This window comes from Billgrantia sp. NRB1 (assembly GCF_056921725.1).
The window spans coordinates 156,032-171,607 of record NZ_CM167783.1; the positions used below are offsets into that span (position 1 = coordinate 156,032).

The 15,576-nt window shown below is 67.0% G+C and carries 13 protein-coding genes; 5 read left to right on the forward strand and 8 right to left on the reverse strand.

Translation table 11 applies throughout. From position 1 onward, the window contains the following. Nucleotides 1–41 precede the first annotated feature (41 nt). The 6 genes from ACZIYR_RS00695 to ACZIYR_RS00720 all read right to left on the reverse strand — a co-directional run bounded on the left by ACZIYR_RS00695 (nucleotide 42) and on the right by ACZIYR_RS00720 (nucleotide 6,654). The gene (locus ACZIYR_RS00695; protein WP_483527875.1) at nucleotides 42–767 is read right to left on the reverse strand and encodes an anaerobic ribonucleoside-triphosphate reductase activating protein; all 726 of its coding nucleotides are present in this window, start codon (nucleotides 765–767) and stop codon (nucleotides 42–44) included. A 58-nt stretch (nucleotides 768–825) separates the two neighbouring features. Beyond that, complete coding sequence (nrdD, locus tag ACZIYR_RS00700; RefSeq protein ID WP_483527876.1) at nucleotides 826–990, reverse strand: anaerobic ribonucleoside-triphosphate reductase; 165 nt, start codon at nucleotides 988–990, stop codon at nucleotides 826–828. A gap of 447 nt (nucleotides 991–1,437) precedes the next feature. Next, nucleotides 1,438–3,180: a ribonucleoside triphosphate reductase gene (locus ACZIYR_RS00705; RefSeq protein WP_483527877.1), complete on the reverse strand. Its 1,743-nt coding sequence runs from the start codon at nucleotides 3,178–3,180 to the stop codon at nucleotides 1,438–1,440. A 277-nt stretch (nucleotides 3,181–3,457) separates the two neighbouring features. Beyond that, on the reverse strand, nucleotides 3,458–4,375 hold the full coding sequence (locus tag ACZIYR_RS00710; RefSeq protein WP_483527878.1) for a U32 family peptidase: 918 nt from the start codon (nucleotides 4,373–4,375) through the stop codon (nucleotides 3,458–3,460). A 9-nt stretch (nucleotides 4,376–4,384) separates the two neighbouring features. After that, nucleotides 4,385–5,380: a ubiquinone anaerobic biosynthesis protein UbiU gene (gene ubiU / locus ACZIYR_RS00715; protein ID WP_473031993.1), complete on the reverse strand. Its 996-nt coding sequence runs from the start codon at nucleotides 5,378–5,380 to the stop codon at nucleotides 4,385–4,387. A gap of 101 nt (nucleotides 5,381–5,481) precedes the next feature. Continuing rightward, nucleotides 5,482–6,654, reverse strand: a complete 1,173-nt coding sequence (locus tag ACZIYR_RS00720; protein ID WP_473031994.1) for a methyl-accepting chemotaxis protein — start codon at nucleotides 6,652–6,654, stop codon at nucleotides 5,482–5,484. A 158-nt stretch (nucleotides 6,655–6,812) separates the two neighbouring features. Here ACZIYR_RS00720 and norR point away from each other — a divergent pair, with 158 nt between their 5' ends. Beyond that, nucleotides 6,813–8,348 carry a nitric oxide reductase transcriptional regulator NorR gene (norR, locus tag ACZIYR_RS00725; RefSeq protein ID WP_483527879.1) on the forward strand — a complete coding sequence of 512 codons (1,536 nt, stop codon included), beginning with the start codon at nucleotides 6,813–6,815 and terminating at the stop codon, nucleotides 8,346–8,348. A gap of 157 nt (nucleotides 8,349–8,505) precedes the next feature. Here the strand turns inward: norR and ACZIYR_RS00730 are convergent, their stop codons facing one another. Both ACZIYR_RS00730 and ytfE read right to left on the reverse strand, forming a co-directional pair. Continuing rightward, complete coding sequence (locus ACZIYR_RS00730) at nucleotides 8,506–9,123, reverse strand: hemerythrin domain-containing protein (protein ID WP_473031995.1); 618 nt, start codon at nucleotides 9,121–9,123, stop codon at nucleotides 8,506–8,508. A 60-nt stretch (nucleotides 9,124–9,183) separates the two neighbouring features. Then, nucleotides 9,184–9,840, reverse strand: a complete 657-nt coding sequence (gene ytfE / locus ACZIYR_RS00735; protein ID WP_473031996.1) for an iron-sulfur cluster repair protein YtfE — start codon at nucleotides 9,838–9,840, stop codon at nucleotides 9,184–9,186. Nucleotides 9,841–9,877: 37 nt separating this feature from the next. Between ytfE and ACZIYR_RS00740 the strand changes: the two genes are divergently transcribed. Genes ACZIYR_RS00740 through ACZIYR_RS00755 form a run of 4 tightly spaced genes read left to right on the forward strand, consistent with a single transcriptional unit; the run spans nucleotide 9,878 to nucleotide 15,390 of the window. Continuing rightward, nucleotides 9,878–10,291: a hypothetical protein gene (locus ACZIYR_RS00740; RefSeq protein ID WP_473031997.1), complete on the forward strand. Its 414-nt coding sequence runs from the start codon at nucleotides 9,878–9,880 to the stop codon at nucleotides 10,289–10,291. Nucleotides 10,292–10,337: 46 nt separating this feature from the next. Continuing rightward, nucleotides 10,338–10,955: a TetR/AcrR family transcriptional regulator gene (locus ACZIYR_RS00745; protein WP_473031998.1), complete on the forward strand. Its 618-nt coding sequence runs from the start codon at nucleotides 10,338–10,340 to the stop codon at nucleotides 10,953–10,955. Beyond that, complete coding sequence (locus tag ACZIYR_RS00750; RefSeq protein ID WP_483527880.1) at nucleotides 10,952–12,292, forward strand: efflux RND transporter periplasmic adaptor subunit; 1,341 nt, start codon at nucleotides 10,952–10,954, stop codon at nucleotides 12,290–12,292. The genes ACZIYR_RS00745 and ACZIYR_RS00750 overlap by 4 nt, the downstream gene beginning before the upstream one ends. Then, on the forward strand, nucleotides 12,289–15,390 hold the full coding sequence (locus ACZIYR_RS00755; protein WP_483527881.1) for an efflux RND transporter permease subunit: 3,102 nt from the start codon (nucleotides 12,289–12,291) through the stop codon (nucleotides 15,388–15,390). Before ACZIYR_RS00750 ends, ACZIYR_RS00755 begins: the two co-directional genes overlap by 4 nt. The last annotated feature ends 186 nt before the right edge of the window (nucleotides 15,391–15,576 follow it).

Sequence of the window (15,576 nt, forward strand, 5' to 3'; positions counted from 1 at the left end):
ATAAGCGGGCGTGCTTTGCCGCGCCGGGGAGCGGCAGAGTGTCACTGGCGCAGCGTCAGCTGCCGGAAAGCGGGCTCTAGCGCCTTGACCAGCGTCTCGACCTCGGCGGTGGTCGGGGCGCCCGGCACCGGCGCGGCGTAGGCGCCGTCCAGGCATTGGTCGGTGCGGGCCAGCTGGATCGCATAGTGGCGCACGCCTTCGTCGGCGAGCGTCAGCGCCAGCTCCTCCAGGCGGGCCAGGTCGAAGTCGCGCCAGTGCACCGTGGTGCGGCACTCGAAGGCCACCCCGCTCTCCCGCACCAGGGCGAGGCTCTCGGCGTGGGAGGCGGCCATGCCGGGGCGGCCGACGATACGGTCAACGTCATCGGCCAGGCCCTTGACGTCCAGGCCTACCCAGTCGAGCCAGGGCAGCAGCTCACGCAGCCGCCTCGGGTAGACGCCGGCCGTATGCAGGCCGACCTTGAAGCCGAGCGCCTTGGCTCGCTGCACCGCGGCGGGCAGCCCGGCGTGCAGGGTGGGCTCGCCGCCGCTGAAGACCACGCCCTCCAGCAGGCCCTGGCGTTTTCTCAGGAAGGCCTCGATCTCGGCCCACTCGGCGGGCGCGCCCCGACGGGAGGTGAGCATCCCGGGGTTGTGGCAGTAGCCGCAGCGCAGCGGGCAGCCCTGCAGGAAGACCACGCAGGCCAGGTGCTCGGGGTAGTCCAGGGTGGTCATGGGGGTAAAGCCGGCCACGGGCAGTCGCAGCCGGACATCGTTGCGGTGGGGCATGGTGGTCATCCGGGCGAGCGCCCCGCATCGGCGCGGGACGCCCGGTGTGGCGGTGGGGTCAGAGAGAGGCGGCCTGCTCGTTAAAATGCCGGCGTTCGCGGTGCTCGGACTGCTTGCCATGGTTGAACTGGCTGACCGGGCGGTGATAGCCCATCACGCGGGTCCAGACTTCGCAGCGTTGGCGCGCTTCGGTGGGCAGGGTCGTGTACTGTTTCTGGCTCATGGGGTGCTCCTTTTCGTTGATGGAGGGGAAATATCCGGTTCTTCGCACTTTAGCGTGAACATGTTTGGCAGGTTTAATGGTGGGAGGCCGGCTCTGCCGGGCGAAGGCGCCGCAGGCGCCCTATGGGTAGCGCTGCGCGCTACTTCGCGAGCTGAAGCTCCCTCCCACAGAGCCAGTTCACGCCAGTCTGCGAAGAGTCAAATATCCGAGGCTGTTTCAGATAGTGGCATCCTGTAAGGAGCATCCGGCGACAGGTCTGCGAGGAGGCGCTGTGAACCCGTCCCTGGGCGCTACATTTGCCCTGCTTCGCTCTCGCATCCTGCTCCGCTTGCAGGACCGGGGCTGGCCATCCATGGCCAGCCCGTTTGGAGCAGTGCTCCTCACCCATGGCAAATGACCTCCTCTTCGACCTGTCCCCGGAGTCCCTACGGATAGACTTCGGGTGCCTCAGGCCGTGGCGGTTTCGGCGTGCGAGGCCCGTTGTGCCAGAAGCGCGTCGTCGCACTTCGGGCAGAACTCGTGTTCGCCGGCCAGGTAGCCGTGCACCGGGCAGATCGAGAAGGTTGGCGTCACGGTGATATAGGGCAGGCGAAAGCGGGACAGGGCGGTGCGCACCAGCTTGCGGCATGCCGCCGGCGACGAGAGCCGCTCACGCATATAGAGATGCAGCACCGTGCCGCCGGTATAGCGGGTCTGCAGCGGGTCCTGGTGCAACAGCGCCTCGAAGGGGTCATCGGTGAAGCCCACCGGCAGCTGGCTGGAATTGGTGTAGTAGGGGGCCTCCGGGGTGCCTGCCTGGAGAATGCCGGGGAAGCGCTTGGCGTCCTCCTTGGCGAAGCGGTAGGTGGTCCCCTCCGCCGGGGTCGCCTCCAGGTTGTAGAGGTGGCCGGTGGCCGCCTGAAACTCGCGCATCCGCTGACGCACGTGGTCGAGCACCTCCAGCGCCAGCTGCTGACCCTCGGGGTCGGCGATGTCGAAGCGGTCCTCGCTGAAGTTGCGCACCATCTCGTTGAGGCCGTTCACGCCCAGGGTGGAGAAGTGGTTGCGCAGAGTGCCCAGGTAGCGGCGGCTGTAGGGATAGAGGCCGTCGTCCATCCAGCGCTGGATGCAGTCCCGCTTGATCTCCAGACTGTCGCGGCCGAGCGCCAGCAGGCGGTCCAGTTCGGCGTAGAGGCCCGTTCTGTCACCGGCGAAGCGGTGCCCCAGGCGCGCACAGTTGACGGTCACCACCCCCAAGGAGCCGGTCTGCTCGGCGCTGCCGAACAGGCCGTTGCCGCGCTTGAGCAGCTCGGTGAGGTCGAGCTGCAGTCGGCAGCACATGGAGCGCACCATATGCGGCTCCAGGTCCGAGTTGAGGAAGTTCTGGAAGTAGGGCAGGCCGTACTTGGCGGTCAGGGCGAAGAGCCGCTCGGCGTTGTCGCTCTCCCAGTCGAAATCGGGGGTGATGTTGTAGGTGGGGATGGGAAAGGTGAAGGCCCGCCCGTGGCAGTCACCCTCCGCCATGACCTCCAGGTAGGCGCGGTTGAGCCGATCCATCTCGACCTGCAGCTCGCCGTAGGTGAAGGGCTGCTCCTCGCCGCCGATGACCGGCACCTGGTCACGCAGGTCGTCCGGGCAGACCCAGTCGAAGGTAAGGTTGGTGAACGGCGTCTGGCTGCCCCAGCGCGAAGGCACGTTGAGGTTGTAGATGAACTCCTGGATCGCCTGCTTCACCGCCGGATAGTCGAGGCTGTCCCTGCGCACGAAGGGCGCCAGGTAGGTATCGAAGGAGCTGAAGGCCTGGGCGCCGGCCCATTCATTCTGCAGGGTGCCGAGGAAATTGACCATCTGGCCCAGGGCGCTCGAGAGGTGCCTGGGGGGCGCGCTCTCGGCGCGGCCCGGCACGCCGTTGAAGCCTTCGATCAGCAGCTGGCGCAGCGACCAGCCGGCGCAGTAGCCGCTGAGCATGTCCAGGTCGTGAATGTGCAGATCGCCCTCGCGGTGGGCGGTGCCCACCGCCGCCGGGTAGACCTCGTCGAGCCAGTAGTTGGCGATCAGCTTGCCCGCGGCGTTGAGGATCAGCCCACCCAGGGAGTAGCCCTGGTTGGCGTTGGCGTTGACGCGCCAGTCGGCGCGCTGCAGGTACTCGTTGACCGTCGAGGCGACCTCGACGTGGCGTTTGCCGGCCTGGCGACTGGTGGGGGCGCTCACCGCAATCTCCCTATATATGGCGTCTTTTTGAAGAAATGGCACTATATGTTGTGCAAGGAAGGCTAGAGGCTAAGGCGTGAGAAGCAAATGATCCAGATCAGAAAAAGGCCAGATAGGGAGAGACTCGCGGTGCAACGACAGCGGGCCCCGTCGTGTGACGGGGCCCGCTGGTAGGGGGGCGCATGATGCAACCCTGTCTCATCGAGCGGCTTCTGAATTGGCCAGGGGTGACATCTGGGAGGGCCAGTTCACGCCAGCCAGCGATGTGTCGCAGCGCTCAGTCGACCGCGGCGCGGGTGTTGTCCATGCCGGGCCGGCCGTGCCAGTAGCCGTCGCAGATCTCGGCGTCCACCAGTGAGAGCGGGTCCGGCGCGGGCAGCTCGCCGCGGCGGGCGGCATCGAAGGCCGCCACCACCTCGGCCATGCCCTCGGGGCGCGGGCTGAGACGCGCCACCCCGGCGCCCATCTCGGCCATGTCGGGCACCTCGTGACGCAGGTCCTGGCAGGCGCCGGAGAGGGTCTGGATGCCGTTCAGCGTGAACACCTGGGCCGACTCCTGGGTACGCAGCGCCAGACCCTCCGGGTGCTTCTGGCAGACGAACTGGCAGCGGTCCTTGGGCTTCTGGTAGCGGCGTGCGGTGAAGCAGCGCGACGACCAGGCCAGCGGTAGGTGGCCGTAGGCGAACACCTCGCAGGGCTTGTCGAGGCCCTGATCCCGACAGTCGGCGAGCAGGCGGGTCAGATCACGGCGTGACATCTCCACCGGGGCGTTCCAGCGTTGCATGCCGGTGCGGGCCAGCACCGCCAGGGTGGTGGGATTGTAGAGGTTCAGGGCGGCCCCGGCGACGAAGGGCAGGCCCGCCGCCGAGAGGCGCTGCAGGGCGCTCTGGTCGTTGGCCTCGACCAGGAACTCGCCGTTGTCGCACAGCTTTCGCAGGTCGCGCAGGTCGGCCTCGGATTCGATCAGGGTCTGGCTGGCGAGCACCACCTGCTTGCCGCTCTGGGCCAGCTCGCGGCCGATGCCCATCCAGTCGTCGAGCTTCATGTCGCGGCGGCGCGAGCAGACGGACTCGCCCAGATGCACGATCTCGACGGGCCAGTCGGCAGCCTCGCGATAGAAGTCGGCGTAGCGCTCGCGGGTCCAGTAGAAGAGGACCGGGCCCAGCGACAGCTGAAGGGAGTGAGGGGTGGACATGGCGCTCTCCTATTTCCAGCGGCGCTCGTAGGCGCCCAGGGTGGTGGTGCTGCCCTCCGAGACCTCGCCGAGGCCGGTCATCCAGGCGGGTTCGGTGTGGAAGCGGCCCGGGGCCTGCTCCAGGCGGTCCAGGGCCTGGCGCCAGATCCCTGCCACCTTGGAGACATAGGCGGGGCTGCGCTGGCGTCCCTCGATCTTCACCGCCGCAATGCCCAGTTCGGCAAGCTCGGGCAAGAGCTCCAGGGTGTTGAGGCTGGTGGGCTCCTCGATGGCGTGGTAGGTCTCGCCCCCCACCTCGAAGCGCCCCTTGCAGAGCGTCGGGTAGCCGGCGTTCTCGCCCTCGCCGTAGCGGTCGATCAGCACGCCGTTCAGCCGCGACTCCAGGCCCTCGGGGGTCTCCTCCCAGCGCACATGGGCGGCCGGCGAGCAGACGCCGCGGGTGTTGGGCGACTCTCCGGTGAGGTAGGACGAGAGATAGCAGCGCCCCTCGGCCATGATGCACAGGCTGCCGAAGGCGAACACCTCGAGCTCCACCGGGCTCTGCTTGGCCAGGTCGCGCACCTGGGTGATGGAGAGCACCCGGGGCAGCACGGCGCGCTTGATGCCGAACTGGTCGTGATAGAAGCGCAGGGCCTCGTGACTGGTCGCCGAGCCCTGCACCGAGAGGTGGCGGGCGAGATCCGGGTGGCGGCGGGCCGCATAGTCGAGCAGGCCCATGTCGGCCATGATCAGGGCGTCGACGCCGAGATCGGCGGCCTGATCCACGGCGCGGGTCCACATATCCCAGCCGTCCGGCTGCGGGTAGGTGTTGATGGCGCAGAATACCCGCTTGCCGCGAGCATGGGCGTAGTCGATTCCCTCACGCGCGCGCTTGTCGGTGAAGTTGAGCCCGGCGAACTGGCGAGCGTTGGTGGTGTTCTGGAAGCCGAAATATACGGCATCGGCCCCTTCGTCCACAGCGCGCTTCAGGGCGGGCAGGTTGCCGGCGGGGCAGACGAGCTCCATGGTGAGCCTCCTGTCGTTGGAAACCCGACCATGCTAGTCGACTACGTGGCGCGGCCTTTTGACTCGGGTCATGGCGGGCTCGGTTCTCCGTTGCAGTTCCCTTATCGCAGCGCGGCGGTATCGGCGGTGGCGCAGGAAAGCTCTCCGTAGCGTCCTTCGATGACCGGTTCATGGGTATCGACGGAGCGCTTGCCTTCGGTGGGCAGCGCGTCCTGTCGTGTCTCGGGCCGGTACTTGCGCATGATATAGCGAAGCCGCTTCATCACATCCAGGTTGGCCGACTCCATGCGCGAGAGTGCGTCCATGGCGTCGTCCATCTGGCCGGCTCGATAGTGAGTCACGGCCTCGATGGCGCAGCGGTGGACCTGGCGGTGGGGCATTTCCAGGGCCTGGAAGTCCTGGTCACTGTAGAACTGCTGGCTGCCGGTGCCCTCGTAGTACCAGCGCCCCAGGGCGCACTGGGTCTCATCGGGGATGTCCGTGACCCCTTTGTCTGAGAGCCCCATGAAGATGCGGTAGACCTCGAGCTTGATCTCCAGCTCCTCGAGGTTGGCCAGCTCGACTTCGCTAAGCATGGCCGAGAAGGCCAGTGCCTGGCTGCTCTCGCCGGTCAGGCCCAGCAGCTGCTCCGTGCGCTCCATCACCCGACTGGCCTCGGCGCTCAAACGCTCGGCCTTACGTGCGTTGTCCTCCATCACGCTATCGACATGGTCGGCCTGGCTCAGAATGCTGCCGTTGAGTCCGCCGATCTCTTCGGTGGCATCGTTGGTCCGCGAGGCAAGCTGGCGAACCTCGGTGGCCACCACGGCGAAGCCACGCCCGGCATCCCCGGCGCGGGCCGCTTCGATGCTGGCATTGAAGGCCAGCAGGGTCGTCTGCATCGAGATCTCGTCGATGACCTTGACGAAGCCATCAATGTGGCCTGCGTTGCCGCGCAGCGAGGTGACCTGTTCGGCGGCGTTGGCAATGCGCTGGTTGAGGGCGCGCAGCTCCCCCACCATGGCGTTCAGGGCTTCCTGGCTGCGCTGGGACTCGCTGGTGGTGAAGTCCGTGGCCTGTCGATTGCCTACCAGCAGCCCCGAGAGGTCCGAGAAGGATTCGCGCAGCGCTACCAGCGAATGGCCGAATCCGGTGAGATTGGTGAAAAGCTGCTGATGGAGTTGCTGGTCTGCTTCCAGCGTGTCGATGCGGGCCTGGAGGCGGTCGCGCTCCGCGTGCAGTGCGGCCTCGTTATCGGGTTGTTTGTTGGGAGCGTGGCGGCGGAAAAGGCGCATAGGACCTCCGAGTCGTTCGTTGCAGGTGAGGGGTGTTCTCATATAAGCAATAGCCGTGCCAGGCCGGCAGCGTCCGATCTGCGGGCATGGCGGACTTATCGGGTGATTTAAACCCAGGTAAGATGGGGTTATTCATACCCTGAAAGGTAAAAAACACCATGCTGGACGATACTCTGCTGGCCGATTTGGTGGTCGACCTGCCCAGCGCCGTGCGTCTGCAGCGGCTGGTGCGCACCCTGCGGGAAGGCTTTCGCTGCGGCGCGGTCTGTCTGCTGCGTCGGGAGGAGAGCGCCCTGGTGCCGGTGGCCGTGGATGGCCTGGTGCGCGAGGCACTGGGGCGGCGCTTCGAGGTGGGCCAGCATCCACGCCTGGCCACCATTCTCGCCAGCCGGGGCACCACGCTGTTTCCGCCGGATGCCGGCCTGCCCGATCCCTACGATGGCTTGGTGGAGCAGCAGCCGGGCCAGCCGCTGCATGTGCACGACTGCATGGGGATCAGTCTGCACGTGGAGGGAGAGCCATGGGGCGTGCTGACCCTGGATGCGCTGGAGGCGGGCACCTTTGACGCGGCTGATCGGACTGCGCTGGAGCGCTATGCGCTGCTGGTCGAAGCGGCAGTTCGTGTCAGCCGCCTGGAGCGTGATCTGCGGGCCCTGCATATGATCCGCGAAGATGCCGGTCTGCCCCAGGCGCTGCCCGAGGCGCGCGATATTCTCGGCCACAGCGCCGTGCTCCAGCGCCTGCTGCACGAACTCGACGTGGTGGCGCAGTCCGACCTGCCGGTGCTGCTCAGCGGTGAGACCGGGGTGGGCAAGGAGCTCTTTGCCCGTCGGCTGCATCGCCGCTCGGCTCGTCACAATGAACCTCTGGTGCAGGTCAACTGCGCCGCCCTGCCCGAATCACTGGCGGAGAGTGAGCTGTTTGGCCATGTCAAGGGAGCGTTCTCCGGGGCGAGCGCCGACCGCGCCGGCCGCTTCGAGGCAGCCAACGGCGGCACCCTGTTGCTCGACGAGGTGGGCGAGCTGCCGCTGCCTGTTCAGGCGAAGCTGCTGCGCGCCCTGCAGGAGGGGGAGGTGCAGCGTCTGGGCGAGGATACGCCGCGGCGGGTGGATGTCCGCATCATCGCCGCGACCAACCGCCAGCTTGCCGAAGCAGTACGCGACGGCCACTTCCGGGCCGACCTCTATCACCGGCTGTCGGTCTATCCGGTGGTCATTCCGCCTTTGCGCGAACGGGGCAGCGATGTTCTGGTGTTAGCCGGTCACTACCTGGAAATCAACCGTGCCCGTCTGGGGCTGCGTAGCCTGCGCCTCTCGCCGCAGGCCGAGGCGTCGCTGCTGGCGTATGCCTGGCCGGGCAATGTCCGCGAACTCGAACACGTGATCAGCCGGGCGGCCATCAAGGCGCTCAGCCGAGGGGCTCATCGTGGCGATATCATCACGCTGGAGCCCGAGAGGCTCGACCTCCCGCCGGTGGCGGACGGAGCTAAGGGCGGCTCGGAGCCGCTCTCTGCGTCATCTTCGGCCGCTGCCCTGCCGCTGCGTAGCAGGGTCGAGCAGGCCCAGCGTGCGGCAATTCGCGAGGCGCTTTCGGCCTGCGATGGGCGCTGGGCGGCGGCGGCCCGGTGGCTGGAGGTGGATCCCAGCAACCTGCACAAGCTGGCCCGACGGCTGGGCATGAAGCCAGAGGGGTAGCAGCCTGCAACGAAACCCTTGCCATCTTCTACATGACGTTCCATTACGATTGGGGTGACGATCCCGCCGGCTGAGCCCGCCACCCTTACCACCGAGCCCGGCACGCAGGCCCCCCAGGCGAGGCCCAGGGGGGCTGTGGCGCCATCTGCTTGCCGGATCAGGAAGAAGTGGCTGGCCTGGCGTCGCAGAGCGGGCAGAAGTCGGCCTGTTCGCCATGGCCCAGGCGCAGCCCTGTGTGGTGATCGGCGATCTGCCGGTAGAGCTGCTGGAAGCCGGGGCTGCCCTCGGCGGGGCTGGTGAGCGTGATCCGCGGCGGCATCGCCTCCAGTTCCGCCGCCGGGAGGCAGCGCTCGATGAGCGGGTAGACGTGGCGGTTCTCGCTATGCAGGTGATGGTGGTAGAGCTCGCTGAAGGCGCGTGCCAGGTTGAGCCGGTTGGCGTCGAGCTCCTCTCCCGGCGCCTCGTCCGCCTGGCGGCGGAATGCTTGCTCGAGCTCGCTGCCATAGCGGACGATGCGCCGATGCTCCTCGGTGAGCACCTCCAGCAGTTCGGCGCTCTGAGAGTGACAGCTGGCCAGCTGCTCGAAGAGGGCATCCTCCACCGGGTGGTGCCACTCCTCGGGCTGGCGGGTCAGGTAGTGGCACAGCCTGGCCAGCAGCCGGTAGTCCGGGAGCTCGTTGCAGGCCGCGATATGCAGCTGGCGATCGAGGATGCACAGTAGCGCCTCGTAGCGGTAGTGGTCGGCGTGCAACCGTTCCAGAACGATGGCTTTCATGGTGACCTCCCTGACGCGCCGCCGCGGGACGGCGCGTCGCTGTTGGGCGCCGCCCAGGGTTCAGCCGGCGCGTTCGAAGAGCAGGTTGTTCTCCAGATGAATGTGCTGCATCAGGTCCTCGCGGAACTCGCGCAGCCCGGTGTAGAGGGCGCGCCAGGTGGTGCAGGCGCCCTTGGGCGGGGTGATGTTGTCGGTCAGCGCCAGCACCTGCTCGAGGTTCTCGCCGTGGTCGTCGTGCTCGTGGCGCATCACCGCGATGGGGCCCTGGGCCTGGGCGCCCATCCCCCGGCGCAGCATCGGGAAGAGGATCTGCTCCTCCTTCTGCATATGGCTCTCCATCTCCTGGTGGATGGTGGTGAGCAGGTCGGCCAGGCCGTTGGGGCAGGTATCGCGTTCGCCGTGGACCTGCTCGACGCGACGGGCCATGCGCACCAGCTCGGGCAGCTGCTGGCGATGGACGTCGTGGTAACGAGTCAGGATATGGTCGATCAGCTCGTAGTTGCTGGCCGCCTGCCAGTCGCGCTCGTCGCTGGCAACGGCCGGCAGCCCCTCGAGCTCAGCGACCAGGGCTTCGGGCGCGAGGCCAATGCGCTCGGCGGCCTCGCGCAGGCTGATGCGTCCGCCGCAGCAGAAGTCGATGTTGTGTGCCCGGAACACCCGGGTGGCACCGGGCAGGGTCAGGGCGGTACGGCCGACGGTCTGTTCGATCAGGCTCATGGCAGGAACTCCTTGGGAGATGGGTCGCAGAGATTGAGTGACACTCTATACCAAGCAAGTGGCGTGCCAGCTCACGGGAGTGCGTCATCAGGGGGCTTGCCGGATTGATGGTGAAAATTACCTGGAACGTTTAGGGTCAATACAACCCTTGAGGGTAGAAATAACTATGCCGTCCGATTTGGTGGCCGACTTGCCCAGCGCCGTGCTCCAGCGCCTGCTGCAGGAACTCGACGTGGTGGCGCAGTCCGACCTGCCGCTGCGTACCAGGGTCGAGCAGGCCCAGCGTGCGGCAATTCGCGAGGCGCTTTCGGCCTGCGATGGGCGCTGGGCGGCGGCGGCCCGTGGATCCCAGCAACCTGCACAAGCTGGCCCGACGGCTGGGCATGAAGCCAGAGGGGTAGCAGCCTGCAACAAAACCCTTGGCAACTTGATGGCTGGCGTTACGTGGTGACCTCGCATAAGATAGTAATCAATTACTATCTTATGGGGATCAGGACATGTCTGAACGCCAGCATCTTTCCGCCGATGAGCGCCGGGAACGCACTGTGGAAACCGTCGTCGCCCTGTGCGGCGAAGAGGATCCCGCGACCCTGACCACCGGACGTATCGCCAGCCGCATGGGCGTCACCCAGGGGGCGCTGTTTCGCCATTTTCCCAACAAGGAGGCGATCTGGGAGACGGTGGTAGCCTGGGTGTCCGAGCGAGTCATGGCCAGAGTCGGTGCCGCCGCCGAGGGCGTTGAAAACCCTCTTGACGCTATGGAAGCGATGTTCCTGGCCCATGTGGCTTTCATCGCCGAGCATCCCGGGGTGCCCCGGCTGCTGATGGGGCAGCTGCAGCAGCCGCACCCTACCCCGGCCAGTCGTTTGGTGAAGGGACTCCTGGCGACCTACCGAGAGCGACTGATGGGACTGCTTGAGGAGGCTCGGTGCCGCGACCAGCTGCGCCCTGGGCTTGATTTGGACGCCGCGGCGGCCCAGTTCATCGGCTGCATTCAGGGGCTAGTGCTGCAGGCGCTGATCAACGACGACGTGGTCGGGATCGTCGGCCGTGCGCCGGCGGCTTTCGACCTCTATTGGCACGGCATCCGAGCGGATCGCGGAGGTGAGGCATGAGTCCCCGGGTGAAGCGCCTGGGGCAAGGGATGATGGTACTGGTGGGCGTCGCTGCAGGCGTGGCGTTGCTGGTCTTCTTCTTGGTCAATCGCCAGGTCCCAGAGCGCAGCGACACGCCACCGGCACCTGCGGCGGTGGCGGTGATTGAGGCCCAGCCGCTGGCGCTTCGCCTGGAGGCGCGCGGCCACGGCGTGGCGCGCCCCGCCGAGACCTGGCAGGCCGTGGCCAACGTCTCGGGCCGGGTGGTGGCGCGCCACCCGGACCTGGAGAGCGGCACTCTGCTGCGTGAAGGCATCCTGCTGCTGGCGCTGGACCCGAGCCGCTATGAGCTGGCCATCGCTGAAGCCGAGGCGGAGTTGACTCAGCTCGAGGCAGAGGAGGCCAATACCCGGCGCCTGCTGGAGCTGGAGCGTCAGTCACTCGATCTCGCCGAGCAGGAGCTTTCCCGAATCGAGCGATTGGCGGCCACCGGCTCGGTCTCCACTTCTCAGCGAGACGCTCAGCGTCGCAGCACGGTAGGGCAACGCCAGGCAGTGACCACGCTGGAGAATGCCTTGGCCCTGATGCCGGCTCAGCGCGAGCGGGCATCGGCGCGCCTGGCCCAGGCCCGGCAGGACCTGGCGGATACCCGCTTCGTGGCGCCCTATGACCTGCGCCTCGGTGAGGTGGACGTAGCGCTGCACCAGTTCGTGGGCGCGGGGCAGCGGCTGTTCGAGGCGGATAGCCTGACCGCCGCCGAGGTGGAGGCGCGTATCCCGTTCAGCATGATGCGGCGCCTGCTGGGCAGCGTGGCGCCGGTCGAGCCTGAGCCCGGCACCCTGGATCTTGGTGAGCGCATCGACCTCGGCGTGATCGAGGCCGAGCTGGCGCTGGTCGGGGCGCCCGGCGTGGGCTGGCAGGGTAAGGTCGTCAGAGTGGCCAGCGGCCTCGACCCTGCCACCCGCGCCGTGCGGGTGGTGGTCAGGGTCGATGAGCCCTGGCGCGATGCGCGGCCCCCGGATCATCCACCGCTGCAGCGCGACATGTATACCCGGGTGCGGCTCTCGGCTCTCGATCCCAGGGCCTTGATGGTGGTGCCGGCGTCGGCGCTCCATCAGGGCGAGCTCTATCTTGCCGATGAGCAGCAGCGTCTGGTGCGTCGCCCGGTCTCCGTGGCCTTCGAGCAGGGTGGGCTGGCGGTCATCGAGGCGGGGCTTGCCCCGGGGGAGCAGGTGGTGGTCGATGACCTGCAGCCGGCCATCGAGGGGATGGCACTCTCCGTGCGTCGGGACGAGGAAGCCGAGGCGCGTCTGGCCAACCGGGCCCGAGGCGAAGTGCCGGAGGGAGAGCAGCCATGATCCGCTGGTTTGCCGCTCACCCCACCGCCGCCAACCTGCTGCTGATCCTGCTGCTGGCCGCCGGGCTCTTCGCTGCCCCCAACCTCAAGCGCGAGACCTTCCCCGACTACCGCCCGGTGGAGGTGTCGGTGGAGGTGGTCTACCGCGGGGCCAGCGCCGCCGACGTCGAGGACGCCGTCTGCAGACGCCTGTTCGATGCCGTCAAGGGCGTGGAATTTCTCGATGAATTTAGCTGCGTGGCACAGGACAATCTGGCCAGCGCCACGGCCACCATGGCCGTCGGCGGCGATGCCATCCGCTTCCTCAACGAGATCGACACCGAGGTGAGCGCCATCACCGAACTGCCGGCCCGTGCCGATCCCCCGGTGGTACGTGAACTCCACCGCAGCGACCTGGTAGCCGCGATCGCGGTGTCCGGCGACATGCCCAAGCGCCAGCTGGAAGACTACGCCCTGCGCCTGGAGGAGCGCATCATGACGCTGCCCGGGGTCGCTCGGGTAGCGATCCACGGCATGCCCCAACGCCAGTGGCAGGTGGAGGTGCCCCGTGAGGTGCTGGGGCAGCACGGCCTCTCGGCCCGGAAGCTGGCGGGGCGGGTAGCCGGTCAGAGCCTCGATTTGCCCCTGGGTACCCTGGAAACCGCCGAGCGCGATATCCTGCTGCGCTTCACGGATCAGCGTCGTTCGCCCGCTGAGCTGGAAGAGCTGGTAGTGGTCTCCGACGCCGGAGGCGGTGAGCTGACCTTGGGTGAGCTGGCCACCATCACCGAGGCCGGCGAGCGAGCCGAGGAACAGGTCCGCTTCAACGGCGAGCCGGCGCTGGTGCTGGAGGTGAGCAAGGCGCTGCGTGACGATGCCCTGACGGTTAAGGAGCGGCTCGAATCGCTGCTCGAGGCCGAACGTCGGCGCTTCGACGGCGGCATCTCGCTGACGCTGACCCAGGATGCGACCAGCATCGTCCGAGACCGCTTGCAGATGCTGGTGGGCAACGGCCTGATGGGCCTGGTGCTGGTAGTGCTGGTGATGAGTCTGTTCTTCCGCCCCCGGCTGGCCCTGTGGGCGGTGCTGGGCCTGCCGGCGGCCTTCATGGGCGCTTTCATCGTCATGGCCCTGACCGGGCTGTCGATGAACATGATCACCTTGGTGGCGCTGCTGATGTCCATCGGCATCGTCATGGACGATGCCATCGTGATCACCGACAACATCGCCCGCCACGCCCTGCAGCAGAAGTCGCCGCTGGAGGCGGTAGTCGATGGGGCTCGCCAGGTCATGCCCGGTGTGCTCTCGTCCTTCTTGACCACCGCCGCGGTCTTCGTGCCTCTGTCCTTCCTGGCCGGGGAACTGGGGGTGGTGTTGCAGGTGCTGCCCGTGGTGCTGATCGCCGCCCTGGCGGCAAGCCTTGTCGAGGCATTCTGGATCCTGCCACATCATCTGAAGGGCAGTGTGCAGAAGCTGGCCGATGGCCACGACTCCCGCTTTCGAGCTGCCTTCGAAGCTCGCTTTGACAGGTTCCGCGAGGCCGTCGGGCGACTGGCCGATCGGGCGATCCGCTTTCGGTATGCGGTACTGGGGGCCATCCTCGCCGTCATGCTCGGCTCCTTTGGCTTTATGGCCGGGGGGCATGTGGGTAGCGAAGCGATGCCGGATATCGATGGCGACGTGCTCGAGGCGCGCATCCTGATGCCCCAGGGCACGCCCCTGGCGCGCACAGAGGCAGTGGTCGAGCGGGTCGAGGCGGCGATCCGCGAGCTCGATGCTCGCTTCTCGCCAGCGCAGCCGGGAGGTGCCTCACTGGTCGAAGCGACCCAGGTGCGCTTCAACCATAACCTCAGCGCCCGGGAGACGGGCCCCCATGTGGCCACCGTCATCGTCGACCTGCTGACCGCCGAGCGGCGCCGGGTGACCCTGGATGAGCTGACCCCCGCCTGGCGGGAGGCCATCGGCGAGGTGGAGGGTCTGCAGCGGCTGATCATTCAGGAGCCCGGATTCGGGCCTGCCGGCGTGCCGGTGGAGGTGCGCCTGACGGGAAACGATCTCGATGCCATGAAGGCGGCAGCGCTGGAGCTGAGAGAGCATCTCGAGGGCTATGCGGCCGTCTACAACGTCATCGATGACCTGCGCCTGGGCAAGCCCCAACTGACCCTCTCCATCGCCGAGGGCGCCCATGGCCTGGGGCTCTCCGCCGAGGAGGTGGCCGGCCAGCTGCGCGCGGCGCTGCTGGGGGAGGTCGCCGATACCCAGCGTATCGGTGACCGGGAGGTCGAGGTGCTGATCCGCCTGGCCGAGGAGGACCGGAACTCCCTCGATGCGCTGGTCGACATGACCATCGCCCTGCCCGATAGGAGTCGGGTACCCCTGGAAGTGGTGGCCAACGCCGAGGAGCGGCGCGAATGGGCGCACATCACCCGCATCGACGGGCGGCGTACCGCCACCGTGGAGGCCAACGTGGATGCGCGACAGGCCAGCGGCCAGGCTATTGTCGATGACCTCGCCGGCAGCGGCTGGCTCGAGGGTTTCCGCAATCGCTATCCTGATGTCGCTGTCTCCTTCGAAGGCCAGGTGGCCAGCTCCGCTGAAACCGGTGGCTCCATCGGCCGTGGACTGCTGATCGGCCTGGTGGGCATCTTCGTCATCCTCTCCTTCCAGTTCCGCAGCTATGTAGAGCCACTGATCGTCATGCTCGCCATTCCCCTGGCCTTCATCGGTGCCATCTGGGGTCACGTGCTTATGGGCTACTACCTCTCCATGCCCTCGATGATTGGCGCGGCCTCTCTGGCCGGTATCGTGGTCAACAACGCTATCCTGCTGATTCACTTCATCAAGGGGCATCGGTCCCAGGGGCTCGGTGCCGTGGAGGCTGCCGGCCAGGCCAGCCGCGACCGGCTGCGTGCCATCCTGATCTCGTCCACCACCACCATCGCCGGGCTGCTGCCGCTGCTGGCCGAGACCAGCACTCAGGCGGCGGCCATTAAGCCGCTGGTGATCTCGGTGGTGTTCGGACTGCTCAGCGCCACCGTGCTGGTACTCCTGGTGATCCCGGCACTTTACGTGCTACTGGATGAGTGGGGGTGGGTGAAAGAGTCTGCCAACGCTTCTTGAGAGATTTCCCCTTGATAATAGTGAGCTCTCAGCTACCTTAAAAGAGGCATGTAAAATACATCTTCTAGGGGTGCCTTGATATCCACGCCAGACAACAGAAAAGCACAGGAGGCCGATATGCCACTTTTCGATCGAGTCTCACCCTTGGCGGGCAGGCTCTCGGGTGTTCTGGCCCTAGCCGCAGCT